16 protein-coding genes and 2 tRNA genes are annotated in these 19,963 nt (G+C 61.1%); 5 read left to right on the top strand and 13 right to left on the bottom strand.

Features of this window, described 5'->3' with window-relative positions:
• Positions 1-149 precede the first annotated feature (149 nt).
• Positions 150-1,274, bottom strand: a complete 1,125-nt coding sequence (gene prfB, locus Q5Y75_RS02065; protein ID WP_306193835.1) for a peptide chain release factor 2 — start codon at positions 1,272-1,274, stop codon at positions 150-152.
• Between the two features lie 89 nt (positions 1,275-1,363).
• On the opposite strand from prfB, the gene Q5Y75_RS02060 reads away from it, so the two are divergent.
• Positions 1,364-2,197, top strand: a complete 834-nt coding sequence (locus Q5Y75_RS02060) for an aminoglycoside phosphotransferase family protein (RefSeq protein WP_306195664.1) — start codon at positions 1,364-1,366, stop codon at positions 2,195-2,197.
• Here the strand turns inward: Q5Y75_RS02060 and Q5Y75_RS02055 are convergent.
• From Q5Y75_RS02055 to Q5Y75_RS02045, 3 genes are all read right to left on the bottom strand, one after another.
• Positions 2,191-4,683, bottom strand: a complete 2,493-nt coding sequence (locus Q5Y75_RS02055; RefSeq protein ID WP_306193833.1) for a penicillin-binding protein 1A — start codon at positions 4,681-4,683, stop codon at positions 2,191-2,193. The genes Q5Y75_RS02060 and Q5Y75_RS02055 overlap by 7 nt on opposite strands.
• Before the next feature lie 180 nt (positions 4,684-4,863).
• Positions 4,864-6,093 (bottom strand): N-acetylmuramoyl-L-alanine amidase, encoded by a 1,230-nt coding sequence (locus Q5Y75_RS02050; protein ID WP_306193831.1) that lies wholly within the window; start codon positions 6,091-6,093, stop codon positions 4,864-4,866.
• 65 nt (positions 6,094-6,158) lie between these two features.
• Complete coding sequence (locus Q5Y75_RS02045) at positions 6,159-7,304, bottom strand: pyridoxal phosphate-dependent aminotransferase (RefSeq protein WP_306193830.1); 1,146 nt, start codon at positions 7,302-7,304, stop codon at positions 6,159-6,161.
• On the opposite strand from Q5Y75_RS02045, the gene Q5Y75_RS02040 reads away from it, so the two are divergent.
• Together Q5Y75_RS02040 and Q5Y75_RS02035 are read left to right on the top strand one after the other, a co-directional pair.
• Positions 7,303-8,682, top strand: coding sequence for a M48 family metalloprotease (locus Q5Y75_RS02040; RefSeq protein WP_306193828.1), 1,380 nt, complete (start codon positions 7,303-7,305; stop codon positions 8,680-8,682). The genes Q5Y75_RS02045 and Q5Y75_RS02040 overlap by 2 nt on opposite strands.
• Complete coding sequence (locus Q5Y75_RS02035; RefSeq protein WP_306193827.1) at positions 8,682-9,437, top strand: DsbA family protein; 756 nt, start codon at positions 8,682-8,684, stop codon at positions 9,435-9,437. Before Q5Y75_RS02040 ends, Q5Y75_RS02035 begins: the two co-directional genes overlap by 1 nt.
• A 51-nt stretch (positions 9,438-9,488) precedes the next feature.
• Here the strand turns inward: Q5Y75_RS02035 and ispG are convergent, their stop codons facing one another.
• The 3 genes from ispG to hemA all read right to left on the bottom strand — a co-directional run bounded on the left by ispG (position 9,489) and on the right by hemA (position 13,281).
• Entirely contained in the window at positions 9,489-10,622 is a 1,134-nt protein-coding gene (gene ispG, locus Q5Y75_RS02030; protein WP_306193826.1) for a flavodoxin-dependent (E)-4-hydroxy-3-methylbut-2-enyl-diphosphate synthase, read from the bottom strand.
• An 85-nt stretch (positions 10,623-10,707) separates the two neighbouring features.
• Positions 10,708-11,928 carry a helix-turn-helix domain-containing protein gene (locus tag Q5Y75_RS02025; protein WP_306193825.1) on the bottom strand — a complete coding sequence of 407 codons (1,221 nt, stop codon included), beginning with the start codon at positions 11,926-11,928 and terminating at the stop codon, positions 10,708-10,710.
• Between the two features lie 129 nt (positions 11,929-12,057).
• The gene (gene hemA, locus Q5Y75_RS02020) at positions 12,058-13,281 is read right to left on the bottom strand and encodes a 5-aminolevulinate synthase (protein ID WP_306195662.1); all 1,224 of its coding nucleotides are present in this window, start codon (positions 13,279-13,281) and stop codon (positions 12,058-12,060) included.
• Between the two features lie 216 nt (positions 13,282-13,497).
• On the opposite strand from hemA, the gene Q5Y75_RS02015 reads away from it, so the two are divergent.
• Positions 13,498-14,874 (top strand): M20/M25/M40 family metallo-hydrolase, encoded by a 1,377-nt coding sequence (locus Q5Y75_RS02015; protein WP_306193824.1) that lies wholly within the window; start codon positions 13,498-13,500, stop codon positions 14,872-14,874.
• A gap of 232 nt (positions 14,875-15,106) precedes the next feature.
• Here Q5Y75_RS02015 and Q5Y75_RS02010 read toward each other — a convergent pair whose 3' ends face one another.
• The 5 genes from Q5Y75_RS02010 to Q5Y75_RS01990 all read right to left on the bottom strand — a co-directional run bounded on the left by Q5Y75_RS02010 (position 15,107) and on the right by Q5Y75_RS01990 (position 17,972).
• Positions 15,107-16,093, bottom strand: a complete 987-nt coding sequence (locus Q5Y75_RS02010; protein ID WP_306193823.1) for a DUF922 domain-containing protein — start codon at positions 16,091-16,093, stop codon at positions 15,107-15,109.
• A 100-nt stretch (positions 16,094-16,193) separates the two neighbouring features.
• Positions 16,194-16,270, bottom strand: a tRNA-Asp gene (locus Q5Y75_RS02005).
• Positions 16,271-16,318: 48 nt separating this feature from the next.
• A tRNA-Asp gene (locus tag Q5Y75_RS02000) sits at positions 16,319-16,395 on the bottom strand.
• 130 nt (positions 16,396-16,525) lie between these two features.
• Positions 16,526-17,464 (bottom strand): pirin family protein, encoded by a 939-nt coding sequence (locus tag Q5Y75_RS01995; RefSeq protein ID WP_306193821.1) that lies wholly within the window; start codon positions 17,462-17,464, stop codon positions 16,526-16,528.
• 151 nt (positions 17,465-17,615) lie between these two features.
• The gene (locus tag Q5Y75_RS01990; RefSeq protein WP_306193819.1) at positions 17,616-17,972 is read right to left on the bottom strand and encodes a hypothetical protein; all 357 of its coding nucleotides are present in this window, start codon (positions 17,970-17,972) and stop codon (positions 17,616-17,618) included.
• A gap of 324 nt (positions 17,973-18,296) precedes the next feature.
• Between Q5Y75_RS01990 and Q5Y75_RS01985 the strand changes: the two genes are divergently transcribed.
• Complete coding sequence (locus Q5Y75_RS01985; protein ID WP_306193818.1) at positions 18,297-19,412, top strand: carboxylate-amine ligase; 1,116 nt, start codon at positions 18,297-18,299, stop codon at positions 19,410-19,412.
• Between the two features lie 21 nt (positions 19,413-19,433).
• Here Q5Y75_RS01985 and Q5Y75_RS01980 read toward each other — a convergent pair whose 3' ends face one another.
• Positions 19,434-19,832, bottom strand: a complete 399-nt coding sequence (locus tag Q5Y75_RS01980; protein WP_306193817.1) for a hypothetical protein — start codon at positions 19,830-19,832, stop codon at positions 19,434-19,436.
• Between the last annotated feature and the right edge of the window lie 131 nt (positions 19,833-19,963).

The following is a 19,963-nucleotide window of genomic DNA, read 5'->3' as shown; positions in this document are numbered from 1 at the left end:
CCCCTCCCCAGAAATTGATGCTTTAAATGCACTTTGCGCGCCTGTTCCGCGCGGCAGGGACGAATGGTAGTAAAATTAGTTTAGGATTGCCACTTGAGAAACATTAATTCGTGGCAAGCGCGGAAAGTGGGGGCTGACGAGGCCGGGCGTTACTCGCCTTGGGCCTCGGCGCGGCTTTTGCCCGCGACGTCCAGCGCCAGGGTGGCTGCCATGAACCCGTCCAGATCGCCATCCAGCACGCCTTTGGTGTCCGAGGTCTCGTGATTGGTGCGCAGGTCCTTGACCATCTGGTAGGGCTGCAGCACGTAAGACCGGATCTGGTTGCCCCAGCCCGCATCCCCCTTGGCCTCATGCGCTTCGTTGATGGCGGCGTTGCGGCGGTCGAGTTCCTGCTGGTAGAGCCGCGATTTCAGCGCCTTCATGGCAATGTCCCGGTTCTGGTGCTGGGATTTCTCGGAAGAGGTCACCACGATGCCGGTGGGAATATGGGTGATCCGCACCGCCGAGTCCGTGGTGTTCACGTGCTGCCCGCCCGCACCCGAAGACCGATAGGTGTCGATGCGGATATCAGCCGGGTTCACCTCGATCTCGATATTGTCGTCCACCACCGGATAGACCCAGACCGAGCTGAAGGATGTATGCCGCTTGGCGGCGGAATCAAACGGTGAAATCCGCACCAGCCGATGCACGCCGCTTTCCGATTTCAGCCAGCCATAGGCGTTGTGGCCGGAAATCTTGTAGGCGGCGGATTTGATCCCCGCCTCTTCGCCCGCGCTTTCCGATTGCAGCTCGACCTTATAGCCCTTCTTCTCGGCCCAGCGGACATACATCCGCGCCAGCATTGAAGCCCAGTCGCAGCTTTCGGTACCGCCCGCGCCCGAGTTGATCTCAAGGAAGGTGTCGTTGCCGTCGGCCTCGCCATCCAGCAGCGCCTCAAGCTCTTTTTCAGCCGCCTTCACCTGCAGCGCCTTCAGCGCCTCTTCAGCGTCGGTGACGACCTCGTCATCCTCTTCCATCTCGCCCAATTCGATCAGTTCGACATTGTCATTCATGTCGGTCTTGATCGAGCTATAGGTGTCCATCGCATCAACCAGCAACTGCCGCTGACGCATCAGTTTTTGCGCCGCTTCGGGATCGTCCCACAGGTTGGGATCCTCGACACGGGCGTTGAATTCCTCCAGCCGGTGCGGCGCGGTCTCGTAATCCATCCGCTGGGCCAGCAACTCCAGCGACTTCTCGATCTCGGCGACAATACTCTGCGTCTCGGCGCGCATTTGGGACTTCCTGACTTCACAAGTGTGGCTTGCGTGATAGCAAGAGCCTGACCCCTTCACAAGATCACCTGGACCACCCCGTGCCTGAGATGGAAATCGAGCTTGCCGACACGCTGCACCGCCTGCGCCTGAGCGACCCGCGCCCGCTGGGAGAGTCGCCCATTGCAAAGGTCTGGGCGGTGCTGAAAGCGGATGGCACGCCTGCGGTACTGAAGCTCTATATGCGCGCCGACCGGGCCAATGAGGGGCCGGGCGTCGCGCTGCTCAGCGCTTGGGCGGATCGCGGCGCTGTCCGGGTGCTGGTGGATGACGGTCCTGTGCTGCTGCTGGAGCATCTCGACGGCCCGCTGCTGGGGGATATTGCGCGCAGTGGCGAGGATACGCGCGCGGCTGAGCTACTGGCGCAAACCGCCGCGCAGCTTCACCAGCGCCCTGCCCCGCCCGTGCCGGGCCTGCCGCCTCTTGAGGTGATCACCGAACCGCTCTTTTCACTCGAACGCGGCGCAGCCTGTGATGACGCGCAGTGGCAGGACATCCAGCGCGCGCAGGAACTGGCGCGCGAGCTATTGGACAGCCAGCCCGCGCAGGTGCCGCTGCATGGCGATCTGCATCATGACAACGTGATCCTCACCGAAAACGGCCCGCGCATAATCGACGCCAAGGGGTATTTCGGCGATCCCGCTTTTGAGATGGCCAATGCCCTGCGCAATCCCCGAGGGCTGCCCAATCTGGTCCGCGATCCACAGCGCCTTCGTCGCTGCCTCGCGCTCTATGCCGAGGCGATGTCGGTGGATTCCACGCGGCTGACCGCCTGGGTGGCGGTCAAATGCGCGCTCTCGATCACCTGGCGCGCCAAGGGTCGCATAGCCAATGACAAGGAGAAAGACCTGCTGGCGCTTTTCCTGCGCGAAGCCGGTCAGTAAAGCCCGCCGGAACTCACCGTGCCCTGCGAGGCATTTGGCCCCACCGTGGTTTTTCTGCCGGTTGAGGTGGTCACTGACACGCCGGCCTGCCGCGCCTCTTCGAACAGCGGCAGGTCCGAGCCCATGGCAAAGCCGCCATCATAGGTCAGGCCAAAGATCGGCTGTTCGCCTTCGCGGAAATATTCAGCCACCACATAATCGCCGCTGGCTTCGTCCGGCAGTCGCGCGCCGGTAAAGCGGTCGATCTTGATGAAATAGCCACCGGGGGGCACGTCGAACGGCCCGCCACCATATTTCTCGACCGCGTGTTCCATGAAGCTCTGGAAGACCGGGCCGCACATGGCACCGCCATAGGCCCCGCGCCCCATCGGACGCGGCTGGTCATAACCGATATAGCAGCCCGCCACGATATTCGAGGTGAAACCGATGAACCAGACATCCTTGGCGTCATTGGTGGTGCCGGTCTTGCCCGCCGTGGGCACCGGCAGGTTTACCGTGCTGGCGGCGGTACCGCGATCGACAACACCCTTCATCATCGAGGTAAGCTGATAGGCGGTGATCGGATCCATCACCTGCTCGCGATTGGTCTCGATCCGCGGCGCTGCGTTGGGGGCAATGGTGTCATTGCTGCAATCGACGCAGTTGCGGTCGTCATGGCGATAGATCGTCTCGCCATAGCGGTCCTGAATACGGTCGACCAGCGTGGGCTCCACCCGCTCGCCACCATTGGCGAACATCGCATAAGCCGCCACCATCTTGTAAAGCGTGGTCTCTTCCGAACCCAGCGAGTTGGCCAGATACGAGCCCATATGGTCATAGACCCCGAAGCGTTCGGCATAGCCCGCCACAACCGGCATCGACACCTCTTGCGCCAGACGGATCGTCATCAGGTTCCGCGAGCGTTCGATGCCGGTGCGCAAAGGCGTCGGGCCGTAGAATTTATTCGATGAGTTCCGGGGCCGCCACAGGCCTTGCGGCGTGTTGATCTCGATCGGTGCGTCCACAACGATGGTTGCGGGGCTGTAACCGCTGTCCAGCGCCGCTGCATAGACGAAGGGCTTGAACGAAGACCCCGGCTGGCGCTGCGCCTGCGTGGCCCGGTTAAAGACCGAATCCTGATAGCTGAACCCGCCCTGCATCGCCAGAACCCGGCCCGAGTTCACATCCATCGCAACAAAGCCGCCCTGCACCTCGGGTACCTGCCGCAGCGAGTACTGACCGGCTGTTTCGCCCGCCCGCACAAGAACCACATCGCCAACGGTGAAGTTGTCCTGAAAGTTGCCGCGCATCCATTTTATGTCGTCACGCGGCACGATGCCTGCGCTGTCGCCATCCTCGACGCCAACGGTCAGTTGCTGATCCGCCACCGACAGCACAACGGCGGGATGCCATTTGCCGCCCAGCGTGATGTCGCGGGGTACTTCGGCTACGGCAAGCGCCTGACGCCATGCGGCCTCGTCCCCCAGCACCTCGGCGAGCAGCACCACGTCGGTGCCGCGCCAGACGCCCCGCTGCCGGTCGTATTTCTGCAGCCCCTCGCGCAGCGAGCGGGCGGCTTCGACCTGTAATTCCTCGTCGATTGTGGCGCGCACCGCCATGCCACCGGTAAAGAACTCTCCCTCGCCGAAATCGTCACTCAACTGACGGCGGATTTCATCGGTGAAATAATCGCGCGGCGGCAAAGCGGTGCGGAAGCTCTCGAAATCACCGTTCTGCACCGTGCGCAGGGGTTTCTGTTTCTCTTCCTCATAAACCGCCTTGTCGATGTAGCCGTTCTCATACATCTCGCGCAGCACGTAGTTGCGGCGCTGGGTCACGCGCTCTTTGGCGCGCACCGGGTGGTATTTGCTGGGCGCCTGCGGCATCGCGGCCAGCATCGCGGCCTCATGGGGTTCCAGCTCCGCCAGCGTCTTGTTGAAGAAAGTCTGCGCGGCAGCCGTCACACCAAACGAGTTCTGGCCCAGGAAAATCTCGTTCAGATAAATCTCCAGCACCACATCGCGGCTCAGCGAGGTGACCATGCGGTTGGCCAGAATGATTTCCTTGATCTTGCGCTCGGCCGAGCGTTCGCCGCTCAGGAACACATTCTTGGCCACCTGCTGCGGAATGGTCGAGGCACCGCGGATATTCTGCCCCCGCGACTGAATCGCCTCAACCCCGGCGGCGGCGATACCACGCAAATCGAAGCCCTTGTGGGAATAGAAATTCTTGTCTTCGGCCGAGATGAAAGCCTGTTTCACCAGATCGGGGATCTCCTCGATCGGGGTGAACAGGCGGCGTTCCTTGGCGAATTCATCAATCAGCGTGCCTTCGCCGGAATAGATCCGGCTGATGGTGGGCAGTTGATAGCGGGCCAGCGACTCGTGGCTGGGCAGGTCCCGGCCATACATCCAGAACACACCGCCGATTGTCAGGGCGGCCATGAAAATACCCAATGTGACGAGTGTGAAGATCGTCCCGAAGAAGGAAAGAATAAACCGGATCACGCTGCTGCCCTTTTGTGCGATGGGCCCTATATAGGCATCCCGATGCGGGGCGTCAAAACACGAACCGGAAACGTTTCGTCACGCAAGGCGCGGCGCGCGGGCCTTTGCCGATCATGAGCCTTGCTCCGCCGCCGCTGGACCCGATGGCGCGTTCAAGGCGCAGACCGGCTTGTGAGGATATCAGTGCCGGACCAGTGCGCGGCGGGCCTGATCCTGTGCCCGCCAGTCCTGCAGCGCGTTGCGGATGCCTGTTGCCATGGTCGCGCGCCACGCGGGGTCCACCAGGTTTTCCAGGTCACGGGGCGAGGACAGGAACCCGATTTCGATCAGAACCGAGGGAATATCGGCGGCCTTGAGCACCGAAAAGGAAGCCGAGCGCAGCGGCCGCCGGTTCATCGGCGTGCCCTGGGCGGCGATATTGTCGACCAGCACGCGCGCCAGGGTTTGCGAGCGGGGCCGGGTTTCCTGGCGCGCCAGATCGAGCAGAATATCGGTGACTTCATCATCGGTATCGCTCAGATCAACGCCCGAGAGCAGGTCGTCGCGATCATGACGCTCGGCCAGTTTGGCACTGGCAATGTCGGAGGCCTCATCCGACAGCGTATAAACCGTCGCGCCATGAGCCTGCCCCTCGGCCAGCGCATCAGCATGCAGTGAAATGAAAATATCCGCGCCTGCTTCATGCGCCAGTGCGATGCGGCGCTCCAGCGAGACGAAATAATCCGCATCTCGGGTCAGCGTGACCTCGAACCTGTCGCTGCGCACCAAAAGCTCGCGCAATTCGCGCGCGAAGGTCAGCACCAGATGCTTTTCCACGACCTGTTCGGTTTCAGCCCCCGGGTCGATCCCGCCATGGCCCGGGTCGAGCATCACGCGCAGCGGCGCGTCTGCCCTGCGTGGGGACGGGCGATCAAACTGCTGGGGGTCCGGCAAGTCCCAGCGCGGGTCGCGAAGCGCGCCTGCGGCAGCGGCGAAATCCTCGGCCTCCACCGGCGCCAGCCGGATCGCCAGATGCGCGCCGCCGGTGACCGGGTCGACCTCCAGCCCGGCCTGCGCCACCGAAAGCGTCCCCGTCAGCGCCAGGACCATGCGGGACCAGCCCGGCACGTAAGTGCCGAACTTCACATCCGAAATCCGCGCGCTTTTGTTCAGATCACTGGCATCCAGCCCGGACCAGTCCACTTCCTTGAAGTCCAGAACAAGGCGCGGCGGGCTGTCCAATGTGAACACCCGGTATGGCACGCCCTGGCTTAGATGCAGATCGACGCCCACCTCGCGACCCGCATCCGTAATCAGGCTGCGCCCGGCGTCAACGCGCGCCAGCCCGCCAAAACCCTGTGCCCAAAGTACGCCCGTCAAGGCGAAAACCAGCCCAAGGGCCAGTGTTGCGATCTTGAAAATTCTGCTCATTGCCTTCGGTCTTTTGCTTGCCGTTTTGCGCGATCATACAAGAGCAATCGGCATGAGGAAAACACCTATCCGCGAGATCGCATGAATTCGCGCAGCCGCGTCAGCCCCTCTTCGATATCCGCCGTGGCCCGCGCATAAGAGAACCGCAAGGTGTGATGCCCGCGCGCCGGGTCGAAGTCGAGCCCCGGCGTCACCGCGACCGCGGCGTGTTCGAGAATTTCGGCGGCAAAGGCGCGGCTGTCATTGGTCAGGTCGGAAACATCGGCATAGACGTAAAACGCCCCGTCAGGCGGCGCGATATTGGTTAAGCCCGCCTTTGGCAGCCCTTCCAGCATCAGCTGACGGTTGCGGCGGTAGACATCCACATTGGCCTGTAATTCGTCCTCGCATTCCATCGCTGCCAGCGCGGCCACCTGGCTGGCATGGGGGGCGCAGATGAACATGTTCTGGGCCAGGCGTTCAATCGTGCGGATGTGATCCTCGGGCACCACCATCCAGCCCACCCGCCATCCGGTCATCGAAAAATACTTGGAGAACGAGTTGATCACATAGACCTCATCGCTGATCTCAAGCGCGCTGACCGCTTTGGCCTCATATTCCAGACCGTGATAAATCTCGTCCGAGATGAACGACGCCCCCTGCCCCTGCGCCGCGTCGATCAGCGCCCCCAGCGCCTCACGGCCCAGCATCGTGCCGGTTGGATTGGCCGGAGAGGCCACCATCAGACCGGCCAGTTCAAGCCCGGCGAAATCCTCTGCCACCGGTTGCAGCCGGTTTTCCGGCGCGGTGGGCAGATCGACCGGTTCGAGCCCCAGCGCGCGCAGAATCTGCCGATAGGAGGGATAGCCCGGCGCGCCGATACCGACCCGATCGCCGCTGTCGAAAAGCGCGGTGAAGGCCAGCAGGAACCCCGCCGAGGAGCCGGATGTCACGATCACCCGTTCGGGGTTCAGATCGACATTGTACCAGTCGCCATAAAGCCGGGCGATACGCTGACGCAAAGCGGGCAGACCCAGCGCAACAGTGTAGCCCATCGGATCGGATGTCATCCGCGCCCCAAGCGCCGCCAGCGCGCCCTTGGGCGCGCCTGTGCCCGGCTGGCCAACCTCCATATGGATGATGTGGCGCCCGGCCTCTTCGGCGCGGCGGGCGGCCTCCATCACGTCCATCACGATGAAGGGATCGACCCTGGACCGGGTTGAGTTTCTCATGCCCATCTCCCATGTTGCGGCCATGGCTTTTGATCGCGTATCCCGGCTGGCGTCAATCCCGGCTCTGGCGCTGAGCTGCCTGCTCTTGCTGCTGAGTGCGATCCAGGCTGGCGCAGTAGGTCTGCTGCGCGACGCGGATATCGAAAACGGCCTGCGCGAGCTATCCTTTCCGATCCTGCGGGCGGCGGGGCTGAATCCCAGACGGGTCAAGGTATTGCTGGTCAACGACGACAGCTTCAACGCCTTTGTTGTCGACAACAACGCGATCTACATCAATTACGGCCTGATCCTGCAGGTCGAGACCCCGGAGATGCTGCAGGCGGTGATCGCGCATGAGGCCGCCCACATCGCCAACGGCCATATCGCGCGCCGCCTCGGCAACATCCAGAGCGCACAAACCGCCTCGGCCCTTGGCTTTCTGCTGGGCCTCGCGGTCGCGGCTGCTGGCAGCCCCGAGGCCGGCGGCGGCATAGCTGCGGGCACGCAGACATCGGCATTGCGCAGCTTTCTCAAACACACGCGCGCCGAGGAATCCGCTGCCGACCGCTCCGCCGTAAGCTTCCTGCGCGCCGCTGGCATCAGCCCGCGCGGCATGGTCCAACTGCACCGCAAATTCGTGGGGCAGGAAACGCTGAGCGAGTCCCTACAGGACCCCTATATGCGCTCGCACCCGATGAACCGCGACCGGATGCGGGCGGCTGAATCCTATGTGGCCGCCTTTGGCGACGGCGCCGAACCAAACGAAAATGCCGACTACTGGTTCGCACGGGTCAAGGGCAAGCTCTCGGCCTTTATGCGCAGCCCGAAATGGACGATGCGCCGGGCGCAGTCGGAACCTTATGCCGATATCCGCGCCATGCGCGAGGCCGCCGCCTATCACCGCAGCCAAAACCTGTCTCAGGCCCGCGCGGCCATTGACCGTGCGCTGAGCCTGAAGCCCGACGATCCCTATTATCTGGAACTGAAGGGCCAGATCCTGATGGAAAACCGCCGCACATCCGAGGCGATGCAGACCTATGCGGCCGCCGCCGAAATTGCGCCCACTGAGCCGCTGATCCTTGCCGGATATGGCCGCGCACTGCTGGCGCTGGATCGCCCCAAAGAGGCGCTGCCGGTGCTGGAACGCGCCCGCACCCGTGATTTTCGCGATGCGCGGATGATGCGCGATCTGGCGGTGGCCTATTCAAAACTCGGTCAGACTGGTATGGCGTCGCTGGTGACGGCGGAACGTTATGCGCTAAATGGCCGAATGGAAGATGCGGGCCTGCATGCACAGCGGGCCGTTGCTCAACTGTCCACCGGATCACCCGGTTGGCAACGGGCCGAAGATGTGCTTCTTGCCGCCAAACGAGCTGAAAAGAAAAGAAGGAAGAGATAATGTTCCGCTTTGCCGCCCCGGCCCTGACCGCGCTCACGCTAATCGCCCAGCCTGTTCAGGCGTTTGATCTGAATTCCATGACCGAGGAAGAGCGCGCCACCTTTGGCGAACAGGTGCGCAGCTATCTGCTGGAAAACCCCGAAGTGATCGTCGAGGCGATTGAAATTCTCGAACAACAGCAGCAGCAGGCGGCCGCGTTTGCCGATCAGGAACTGGTGCAGGCCAATGCCGATGCGCTGTTCAACGACGGCTATAGCTGGGTCGGTGGCAACCCGGATGGCGATATCACCTTGGTCGAGTTCATGGATTACCGCTGCGGCTATTGCCGCCGCGCCGTGCCCGAAGTGGCCAGCCTGTTGGCCGAAGACGGCAATATCCGGCTGGTGATCAAGGAATTGCCGATCCTGGGCGATGCCTCGGTTCTGTCGTCGCGTTTCGCCATCGCCACCAAACAGGTTGCGGGCGACGATGCCTATAAGCAGGTACATGACGCACTGCTGGAATTCGGCGGCGATGTCTCCGATGTGACACTGCGCCGCCTCTCGGACGGGCTGGGGCTGGATAGCGATGCGATCCTCGCAGCGATGGACAGCGACGCGGTGACCGAAGAGATCAGCCAGACCCGCGAGTTGGCGCAAAAGCTGCAAATCTCGGGAACGCCCAGCTTTGTTTTGGAATCCGAGATGCTGCGCGGCTTCCTGCCCGCCGACCAGATGCAACAGATTGTGGATGGCGTGCGCGCCGAACGCGGGTGAAAAACAAACAGCAACAAATTGTTGCCGTTCATAGCTCATGCATGATGAAACTTATTCGGCGGCCTGATCCGAGGCCGCCTTTTCTGCCTCAATCTGTTCGGCCTTGGCCTCGACCTGCTCGACAATGTGGTCGATCATCTGATCATTCGACAGTTTGTGGCTCTGCTTGCCCGCCAGATAGACCATGCCCGATCCGGCTCCGCCGCCGGTAAAGCCCACATCGGTCATCAACGCCTCGCCCGGCCCGTTCACGACGCAGCCGATGATGCTGAGGCTCATGGGCGTTTTGATATGTTCCAGACGTTTTTCCAGTGCTTCGACCGTCTTGATCACGTCGAAGCCCTGCCGGGCACAGGACGGGCAGGAGATGATATTAACGCCGCGATGACGCAGGCCCAGCGATTTCAGGATTTCATAGCCGACCTTGACCTCTTCCACCGGATCGGCGCTGAGGCTGACGCGGATCGTGTCGCCGATCCCCATCCACAGCAGGTTGCCCAGCCCGATGGCGGATTTGATGGTGCCAGAGACCAGCCCGCCCGCCTCGGTGATGCCCAGATGGATCGGTGCATCGGTGGCCTCGGCAATGCCCTGATAGGCCGCGGCTGACAGAAAGACGTCGCTGGCCTTCACGCTGATCTTGAAATTGTGGAAGTCATTGTCTTCCAGAATGCGAATATGTTCGAGGCCGCTTTCCACCATCGCCTCGGGGCACGGCTCGCCGTATTTCTCCAGCAAGTGACGTTCCAGACTGCCTGCATTGACCCCGATCCGGATCGAGCAATCATGGTCGCGCGCGGCCTTGATGACCTCTTTGACGCGGGTCTCGTCCCCGATATTGCCCGGATTGATGCGCAGGCAGGCCGCGCCCGCCTCAGCCGCTTCGATACCGCGTTTGTAGTGGAAATGGATGTCAGCGACGATCGGGACCGCCACCTCTTTGATAATCTCTTTCAGCGCTTTCGAGGAGGCCTCATCCGGCACCGAGACACGGACCAGATCGGCGCCCGCCTCGGCGGCGGCGTCCACCTGTGCCACGGTCGCGGCCACATCCGTGGTCAGCGTGTTGGTCATGGTCTGCACCGAGATCGGCGCGTCACCACCAACGGGGACGTTGCCCACCATGATCTGACGGGATTTGCGGCGATATATGTTGCGCCAGGGGCGCACGTGATTGAGCGACATGGGGATCCCTGTCTGCGGCGGCGAGCCGGTCTCTATGTCTTTGGGGGATACATAGGGCGATGCGGGACGGCCCGCAACGGTCAGATCACTGCGCAGCCTGCGCTGTTTCGTCCGGCAATGTCTGCATTTCCGCCACGACGCGGGCCAGATCGCCATCCTGCTTGATGTCGGCCACCTGATAGCGCTCGTTCACCGCATCGATCGAGAGCGGTAGATTCTTGGTCACAACGCCCTTTTCGCCAACCGGCCCATAATGCGCGCCGTTCACCACGAAATAAACAGCCCCGGATTCACCGGCCCGCAATTTCGGCGGTTCTTCGGTCAGCGGAACCTCATAGACTTCGCCCGGCTCCATGATCTTTTCATAAATATGCGTGCCATCCGCCGCCGTCACCCGCACCCAGGAGGGGCGGACCGCGACCATCTGCAGGCTGGGCGCCGCATCTTCGACCACTTGCGGAACCGAGGGGAATTGCGGCCCGATCAACTCTTCCTTGCGCTGGTAATCGGCGATCTGCACCTCGGGCAGTTCCGGCGGGCGGAAGCTGCCAACGGTGCGGGGATCCAGCGTCGAGATCGGCGCATCGCGCGAAACCAGAACCGGCACATCCAGCGCCTGCGGACGATAGAGGCGATCCAGCGCATCCGCCGTTGGCGCCCCATCTTCGACGCCGGGCTCTTCGGTCAGCAGCGCCCCTTCAAGCGGGTCAAGATCGGCCAGCACCAGCGGCGCCTGTTCGACTGGAGCCAATTGCACCTGCTGCACCTGTTTCAGCACGCTCCAGCCGCCATAGCCAATGCCACCGATCAACGCGACCAGCACCAGAAGCGAGCCGATGGCGCGCGGTTCGATCTGCGAAAAGACGGAGTCGCCGCCGGGAATGAAGGGGGTGTTGGGCGAGATGAACGGGTCATGCCCGATCGGTCCCCTGGCGATCACCTCAGAGCCGGATTTCTTGATCACCGAGGCCTGCGCCGACATGCCATGCGCCACCTCGAACCCGCTTTCTTCACAGAAAGAGGCAAAAGTCTCATCCGGGTCCATGCCCAGATAGCGCGCATAGGAACGAACATACCCGGCGATGAAGCCGGGCGTGTCAAAGGCGGATGGATCGGAGTTTTCGATGGCGGCGATATAGTTGGCCTTGATCCGCAGCTCGCGCTGCACATCCAGCAGAGATTTGCCCAGGGTCGCCCGCTCGCCACGCATGGTATCGCCCAGACGCAATTCAAAATCGTCAAACCCCTTGGGTCTCACGACTTCCGATTCCTCGGACTCTACTGGTTGGGGTCTACGCCCAATCATTTCTGCCGCCCCGTTTTGCCTGCCGCGAGTGTAAGCAGTGCATGAAATCGCCCCAATGCGATTCGTTCACGCTTATTGTTAACTTAACTGTAACACGCAGCTATCGGATTTGCATACTCAGCGAAGAGCTTATCCGGCAAGTTCGGCGCGATTTAGCGCACAATGTGACCATAATTCGTCCATCGCGTGCACTAATGCATTCATCTCATCGGGGCCATGAACGGGGGATGGCGTAAAGCGCAGCCGTTCAGTTCCACGCGGAACCGTCGGGAAGTTGATCGGCTGGACATAGATGCCGTGATCTTCCAGCAGCATATCGCTCAACTTCTTGGTATGCACCGGATTTCCGACCATCACCGGAACAATATGCGATCCGTGATCAATAAGCGGCAGTCCCAAACCTTTCAGGCGCAGTTTGAGAATCTTTGCTTGGGTCTGGTGCCGCTCGCGCAGCTCAGGCGCGCCCTTGAGATATGCGACCGATGCCGCCGCACCTGCTGCAACCGACGGCGGCAGCGAGGTGGTGAAGATGAAGCCCGGCGCGTAAGACCTTATGGCATCACACATTTTGTCCGATGCGGCGATATAGCCGCCCATCACGCCAAAGGCCTTGGCCAGCGTGCCGTTGATGATGTCGATCCGGTGCGCCAGACGGTCACGCTCGGTCACGCCACCGCCGCGGGGACCATACATGCCCACTGCATGGACCTCATCGATATAAGTCAACGCGCCAAACTCGTCGGCCAGATCGCAGATCTCTTCGATGGGACCAAAATCGCCATCCATGGAATAGACCGATTCAAAGGCGATCAGCTTCGGTGCTTTGGGATCATCCGCCTCAAGCAATTCACGCAGATGGGCCACATCATTGTGACGGAAGATGCGCTTGGCCCCACCATTGCGGCGCACGCCTTCGATCATCGAGGCGTGGTTCAGCGCATCGGAATAGATGATCAGACCGGGAAACAGTTTCGGCAGCGTGCTGAGCGTGGCGTCATTGGCGATATAGGCCGAGGTGAATAGCAGCGCGGATTCCTTGTCATGCAGATCAGCCAGTTCGGCCTCAAGCTGTTTGTGGTAGACCGTAGTGCCAGAGATGTTGCGCGTCCCGCCCGAGCCCGCACCTGCGGCATCAATCGCCTCATGCATCGCGTTCAGCACAATCGGGTTCTGCCCCATGCCAAGGTAGTCATTGCCGCACCAGACGGTGATGGGTTGCTGGCTGCCATCGGGCCGGGTCCAGACGGCATGTGGAAAATTGCCGTTGCGACGCTCAATATCGATGAAGGTCCGATAACGGCCCTCTTCATGCAGACGCGCAATGGCGGTATCAAGCTGTGCGGTATAGTCCAACATGCTTCTCCTTGGCTTCCGCCCCGATGTGGATCGAAACGACGGTCCGGCGACCGATTTTGCGTTAGAGGTGGATACAGCCCCTCCCCGGTTCAATCAATACATTAGACAAGGGCGTCATGTCGCATCTTTGACTTCAATCAAGTCAAACTGGACACTCGCCGCGACAATGATACGGTCTGGCGCAGAAAATCTCAAAATCTTCGGAGTTCACGAATGTCTCTAGCTGACGTGCTGGCACGAATCGACGACGACCTGCCCAAGGCCACCGAGCGCCTGATGGAGTTGTTGCGCATCCCTTCGATCTCGACCGATCCGGCCTATACCGAAAATTGTGATCAGGCCGCCGACTGGCTGGTGCGCGATCTGCAAAGCAACGGCATTCAGGCCGAAAAACGCACCACGCCGGGTCATCCGATGGTGGTGGGGCATGTGGGTGACAGCGGGCCGCATTTGCTGTTTTACGGCCATTACGATGTGCAGCCGGTCGACCCGCTTGAGCTCTGGCAACGCGCGCCTTTCGATCCCGATCTGCACGAGACCGAGAATGGCACCATCATTCGCGGTCGCGGGTCCTCGGACGACAAGGGCCAGCTGATGACCTTTGTCGAAGCCTGCCGCGCCTGGAAGGCCGTGCATGGCGAATTGCCCTGCCGCATCACCTTCTTCTTCGAGGGCGAAGAAGAAAGCGGCTCGCCCTCGCTGGTGCCCTTCCTTGAGGCGCACAAGGTCGAGCTGAAAGCCGATCTGGCGTTGGTCTGCGATACCTCAATGGTATCTCGCGGAGTGCCGTCGATCGCGGCGCAGTTGCGCGGCATGCTGAAGGATGAATTCACTCTGATCGGCCCGCGCATCGACCTGCATTCGGGTCACTATGGCGGCCCCGGCCTGAACCCTCTGCGCGAGATATCCCGCATCATCGCCTCGTTCCACGATCCCGAAAGCGGGCGCGTCGCGGTTGAGGGGTTTTATGAGGGCGTGCATGAGGTGCCCGCAGACCAGCTGCGCCAATGGCAGAATTGCGGATTTGACGAGGAGGAGTATCTGAGCTCGGTCGGCTACAGCCAGCCGCATGGGGAAACGGGCTATTCCACGCTGGAACAGCAATGGGCGCGCCCGACGCTTGAAATCAACGGTATCTGGGGCGGCTATAATGGCGCCGGGTCCAAGACCGTGATCCCGTCTGAGGCCCATTGCAAGCTGACCTGCCGACTGGTGGGCGATATGGACCCGGACGCGCTGCGCCGCAATATCCGCAAACATGTCGAGGATCGTCTGGCCCCGGATACCAAAGTGGTCTGGGACAATGACCTGGAAGGCTCCCGCGCCTCGGTGATGAATATCCATCGTCCGGAGTTCGAGGCCGCGCGCGGCGCGCTCTCGGATGAATGGGACCGCGAGGCGGTGTTCACCGGCATGGGCGGCTCGATCCCCGTCGTTGGGTTCTTCAAGGACATTCTGGGTATGGATGCGATGCTGATCGGCTATGCCAATGAGGATGACGCGATTCACTCGCCCAACGAGAAATACGACCTCAAGAGCTTTCACAAGGGCATCCGGTCCTGGGCGCGGGTGCTGGACGCGCTGACCTGATGGCGGTTGTTCGGGGATCAACCCGTTGATCCCCGAGCGCTGAAACACCTCAAGAACCGATTGATCTGCGGGGGGTAGAGTACCGCCCGCAATCTGGCCTCCAAGTCACGCATCAGGTCGGGAATGTCCCTTGCGACGATCCCGACAACCTAGACGCCAAGCTCTGCCGTGAGCCCGCCCCGTCCGGAGGATCGTTCGGGTCCGAAGTCAAAACCTCGCATGATGCCGAAAATCAGGGATCGTGCGAGAAATCCAGTTCAACCCCTTCGTTGATCCCGTGATCCGATTGGGCTGGTGAGTCATAGGCGTCCTGATCATCCTGCCAGCTTTTGGTCTCGTCCCGCCAATGGGTCGGAAGCTCCTTCTTGGTGACGTTATCGGATTTAAGATCTTCCTCGAAGCTCTTGACACATTTCAGGAAAATTTTGTGATGATTGTCCTCATGCGCCTTGAGCTTTTTCCACATAGTGTCCCAGGTGCCCTTCTGCCCCTTGTTGCCCTTGGAATAATTCTTCCATTTCGGCATGGTGATCACCGGCTTGGCGGTCACGGTGATTGTCTTGATATGACCGTCCAGCTGATAGGTGGCCGTTTTTGACTGGTTCGAGCGGTAACGCCCCCAGAACTTGCGCTTGTTAAGGTTGTTGAAGACCTGTTCAATGGTGTTGCCGCCAACCGAATAGACCACCAGTTTCGGATTCGAGATCGCTTGTTTCACTTCGGGCGGGTCGGGCGGAATGTCGGCCAGTTCGACGCCCTGCTTGTAGCCGCCCATCTGCTTGCTGTCATAGTCCTTGGCCGCCTTTTCAATGGCTTCCTTGGCTTTCTTCTGTTCCTTGATGAAATCCGCCTTCTTAAGACCGTCCTTGCCTTCCAGATCCTTGACGACCTTGACCAGCGCCTCAAGCGACAGCGCATAGAGCTTGCGCAGGTACTTTTCCAGCGCGATCACCATGCGGTTCCATTCCGCCTGACGCTTCTTGGTAGATTTGGAGAGTTCCTTCCATTTCGGGATATCCATCACCGGCTTGAGCGTGATGGTGATCTCGGTCACCGTCTTGGTCTTGTCATATTTGGGCACGAGCGAAACATTGGGCCGATACGCCCCCCAGGTGTCGCGCTTGTCCAGAATCGTGGTCAGCGCGTCCAGATCGATCCCCGAAATGGTAAAGATCTTCTTTTTGGGCTTCTGGTTCTTGGTCTTAATCTTCGTCGGCATAATCGGTCTCCGTCACACGGGCCAAAATAGACCCGCAGCGCGCAGCTATCACGGGCAGAGGCGCGTTGACTGTGATCTGGATTACCAAAAAGAAAGAAAATGGCGCGGTTGACGGGGCTCGAACCCGCGACCCCCGGCGTGACAGGCCGGTACTCTAACCAACTGAGCTACAACCGCGCATCGTTTTCATGGACCGCTTGTCCCGGGTCCGCAGGATGACAGCAGTGGCGCGGTTGACGGGGCTCGAACCCGCGACCCCCGGCGTGACAGGCCGGTACTCTAACCAACTGAGCTACAACCGCCCGCTGTCTTACCCGGTCGCCCGAGCGTTTGCGTGTATTATGGGCAGTGCGGTGCAGGGTCAAGCACGCATTCGCACTTTTTTCCGATCGGCCTGAGGATTTCGCAATCCGTCCCCGATCCGCCACGCGATCAGCGCTCCGGTAGCGGGATAAACTCGGCATTGTCGCCTGGTGGTAAACGGAAGCGGCCATGGGTCCAGTCGCCCGCGCGCCAGGCCTCTTTGGCGGCGTCGATGCGGTCCTGCGACGAGGCCACGAAATTCCACCAAATGTAACGCGAGCCGCTGAACGTCGCCCCGCCCAGCATCATCAGCCGCGCGCCTTGCGGACCCGCCTTGAGGCTCAGACGGTCGCCGGGGCGAAAAACCATCATTTGACCGGCCTCGAAATTCTGGCCGCCAACGCTCACCTCGCCTTCGACCACATAGACCCCGCGATCTTCGTGATTGTCGGGCAGCGGGATGGCGGCATCCGGCTCCAGCACCGCATCGACATAGAACATCTCGGATGTGGTCGTGACCGGCGCGCGTTCGCCCCAGGCATCCCCGAGGATCACGCGCACTTGCTTGCCCTCGCCTTCGAGCAGCGGCAGCGTATCGGCGGGTGCATGTTCGAACGAGGCCGCGTCGTCCTCCAGCGCCTCCGGCAGAGCCAGCCAGGTCTGGATGCCAAACATCTCCAGCGGGGCCTGGCGCGCCTCGCCATCGGTACGCTCGGAATGGGTGACGCCGTTGCCCGCGATCATCAGGTTCACCGCGCCGGGCGTGATCCACTGGTCAATCTCCATCGAGTCGCGGTGATGCAGGCGGCCCTTGTAGAGATAGGTGACCGTGGCGAGGCCAATATGCGGGTGCGGACGCACATCGATCCCCTGCCCGGTCAGAAACTCCGCCGGTCCCATCTGATCGAAAAAGATGAACGGTCCGACCATCTGCCGTTTTGGCGCAGGCAAAGCGCGCCGCACCTCGAACCCGCCCAGATCGCGGGCGCGTGGAACGATGACAGTTTCGATCGCGTCGACCGCATCTCCGGTCGGGATATTGGCGTCAAGGGCGGGGTTCCAACTCATGGCCTTGCTCCGTTCTGATGGCGTGTCCAGGATGCAGAGCCACAATCTTGGCCCTTTGGAGCAAAGTTAGAGTGTTCGGCGAGAAAGAGTATCCCGCGCGAACACCCAGTATATGTGCAAGCATGCACAACCGCGGGCGGAGCGGAGCGCGCTAGACCTCGGTCGTGACCATGTAGCTTATGGTGACGCTCGCACTGATCACACCAGTGGCCACACTTCCGACGGCAATCGCCGTGCAAAGCATCGTGCTGCCCCCTTGTGCAAAGAGGAGATCCGCGTCGCTGATCTCAGCAGTGGTTGGCGGTTGCGGGATATGGACGTGTTTGAGTGTCGCGGTATCCCAGACCAACCGGTATTCGACCCCTTGGGGCAGCGGGCCGGTCACTTCTTCCAATGCGGCGCGTGGGTCAGCCTCCAGGCGTTTTGCGAACGCCTCATCCTGAAAAACGCGCGTGTTGAGCGGGTGTGTCTTTGTTTGGCCTGCGAAGGCGCTTGTTTCGGTCTTCATCTTATCCTCCTCTGTTTTTTTGCGCCCGGCCATCCGTGTGATCAGAAGCTCGGGACGCACTTGTGGACAAGATAAGAGGTGGTTGGCCGGATTGGCGAAGACCGGAACACGCAATTAAACTGTGTTAATCTGATCAGCCCGCGCTTCCGACACCCGCCATTGCGCCAACCTTGGCGGACGTCGCCGCCCGCTCAGCCCGCGCTTCAACGCTCTCGACCGGAGAGCAGAAAACTGGTTAGGTTGCAGAAGTTTAGGCCACTCAACGTGTCTGGGCGGGCCGTAAGGGCAGCCAAACAGGGCGCGGGCCATCAAGGGAGAAACCGGATGCAGCAAGACTTCACGCTGGGCATCGAAGAGGAATATCTGCTGGTCGACAAGGACACGTTCCAGCTCGCCACTGCTCCCGAGGCGTTGATGACCGCCTGTCAGGCCGAGTTCGAGGGTCAGGTCAGTCCCGAATTCCTGCAATGCCAGATCGAGGTCGGCACCCGCCCCCACACCACCATCGCCAGCGCCCGAGAGGACCTCAAACGCCTGCGCGCCTGCGTCTCGATGCATGCGGCGAAACATAATCTGGCCCCCATCGCTGTCTCCTGCCACCCTTTCGCAAACTGGAAAGATCAGCATCACACCCGCAAGGACCGCTATGACGCGCTACAACATGCGCTCGGCGGCGTGGCGCGGCGGATGCTGATCTGCGGCATGCATGTCCATATCGGGATTGCAGACAAGTCGCTGCGTGCCGACCTGATGCCACAGCTCAGCTATTTCCTGCCGCATCTGCTGGCGCTCTCGACCTCGTCGCCCTTCTGGAATGGCGAGGATACCGGGCTGGCCTCCTACCGGCTGACCGTGTTCGACAACCTGCCCCGCACCGGATTGCCGCCCAAGTTTGACAGCTGGTCGGAATATGAACGCACCACCGGCACCCTGATCGAGATGGGCGTGATCGAGGACACCACCAAGATTTGGTGGGACCTGCGCCCATCGCATCGATTCCCGACGCTTGAAACCCGGATCATGGATGTGCAGCCCCGGCTGGAGCATACGCTGGCGCTGGCCGCACTCAATCAGGCGCTGCTGCGCATGCTCTGCCGTTTGAAATCGCGCAATCTGCGCTGGCGCACCTATGACCGGTTCCTGATCGGTGAAAACCGCTGGCGCGCGCAGCGTTACGGGGTCAGCGAAGGGATGATCGATTTCGGCGACCGCTCGATCAAGCCGATCTCGCTGCTGGTTGATGAATTGATGGGCATGCTCTCCGAGGATGCCGAAGCGCTGGGAACGCTGGGCGATCTGGCCCGGCTACGCCGCATCGCCGAGGGCGGCACCTCAGCCACCCGACAGCGCCGCGTCCACGCCGAAGCCAGCGCGCGCGGCGACGATCCTGGACAGGCGGTGGTCCAACACCTGATCGAAGAATTCCACGCCGATCTGTGAAACCAACAAGTTCAGGCGATCTCAGCGGCGGGTTTTCCAGCCGCGGTCACGATAATCCCATTCGAACCCCGCAGCTTCCTTGTAGTCATAGAGGTTATCGGACCAGCTAAACGCAACCGTTGCGCGGTCGCAGGTGAGTTCGGCGAGGATGTCATCCCCCTTCCTCACCGTTACCGATCCGAATTGGGGATGTGGGTTATCTGCTTCGGCCTCATCACCGAACATGCGGTCGACACCGCCCGAAACCGTGTATGTATAGTCTCCATTGGTGAATGTGATGGCCTCCCAGATCGCGCGCCCGACACCGGGCCATGGCGTGTAGCCGAGCGTGTCATAGCTCTCTGACAAGGCAAGCTCGGCTGGCCCTCCGCGTGGTCCATAGGAATAATACGCGGCCTCGGCGTCATAGCAGACCTGCAAGATCTCTGACTTTCCTTCGATTTCACAGGACAGGAAAGAACTCTGATCCGCCGGGCAAGACGCAAATGCCGCCGAGGCGGAGAGGAGATATACAACAGGACCATATCGCATACCCGCACGATGCCGTAGGT

The organism is Ruegeria discodermiae (assembly GCF_030758345.1).
GTDB lineage: Bacteria > Pseudomonadota > Alphaproteobacteria > Rhodobacterales > Rhodobacteraceae > Ruegeria_C.
The sequence above is the reverse complement of the archived record's forward strand: the minus strand, read 5'-3'. Positions and strand labels throughout refer to the sequence as shown.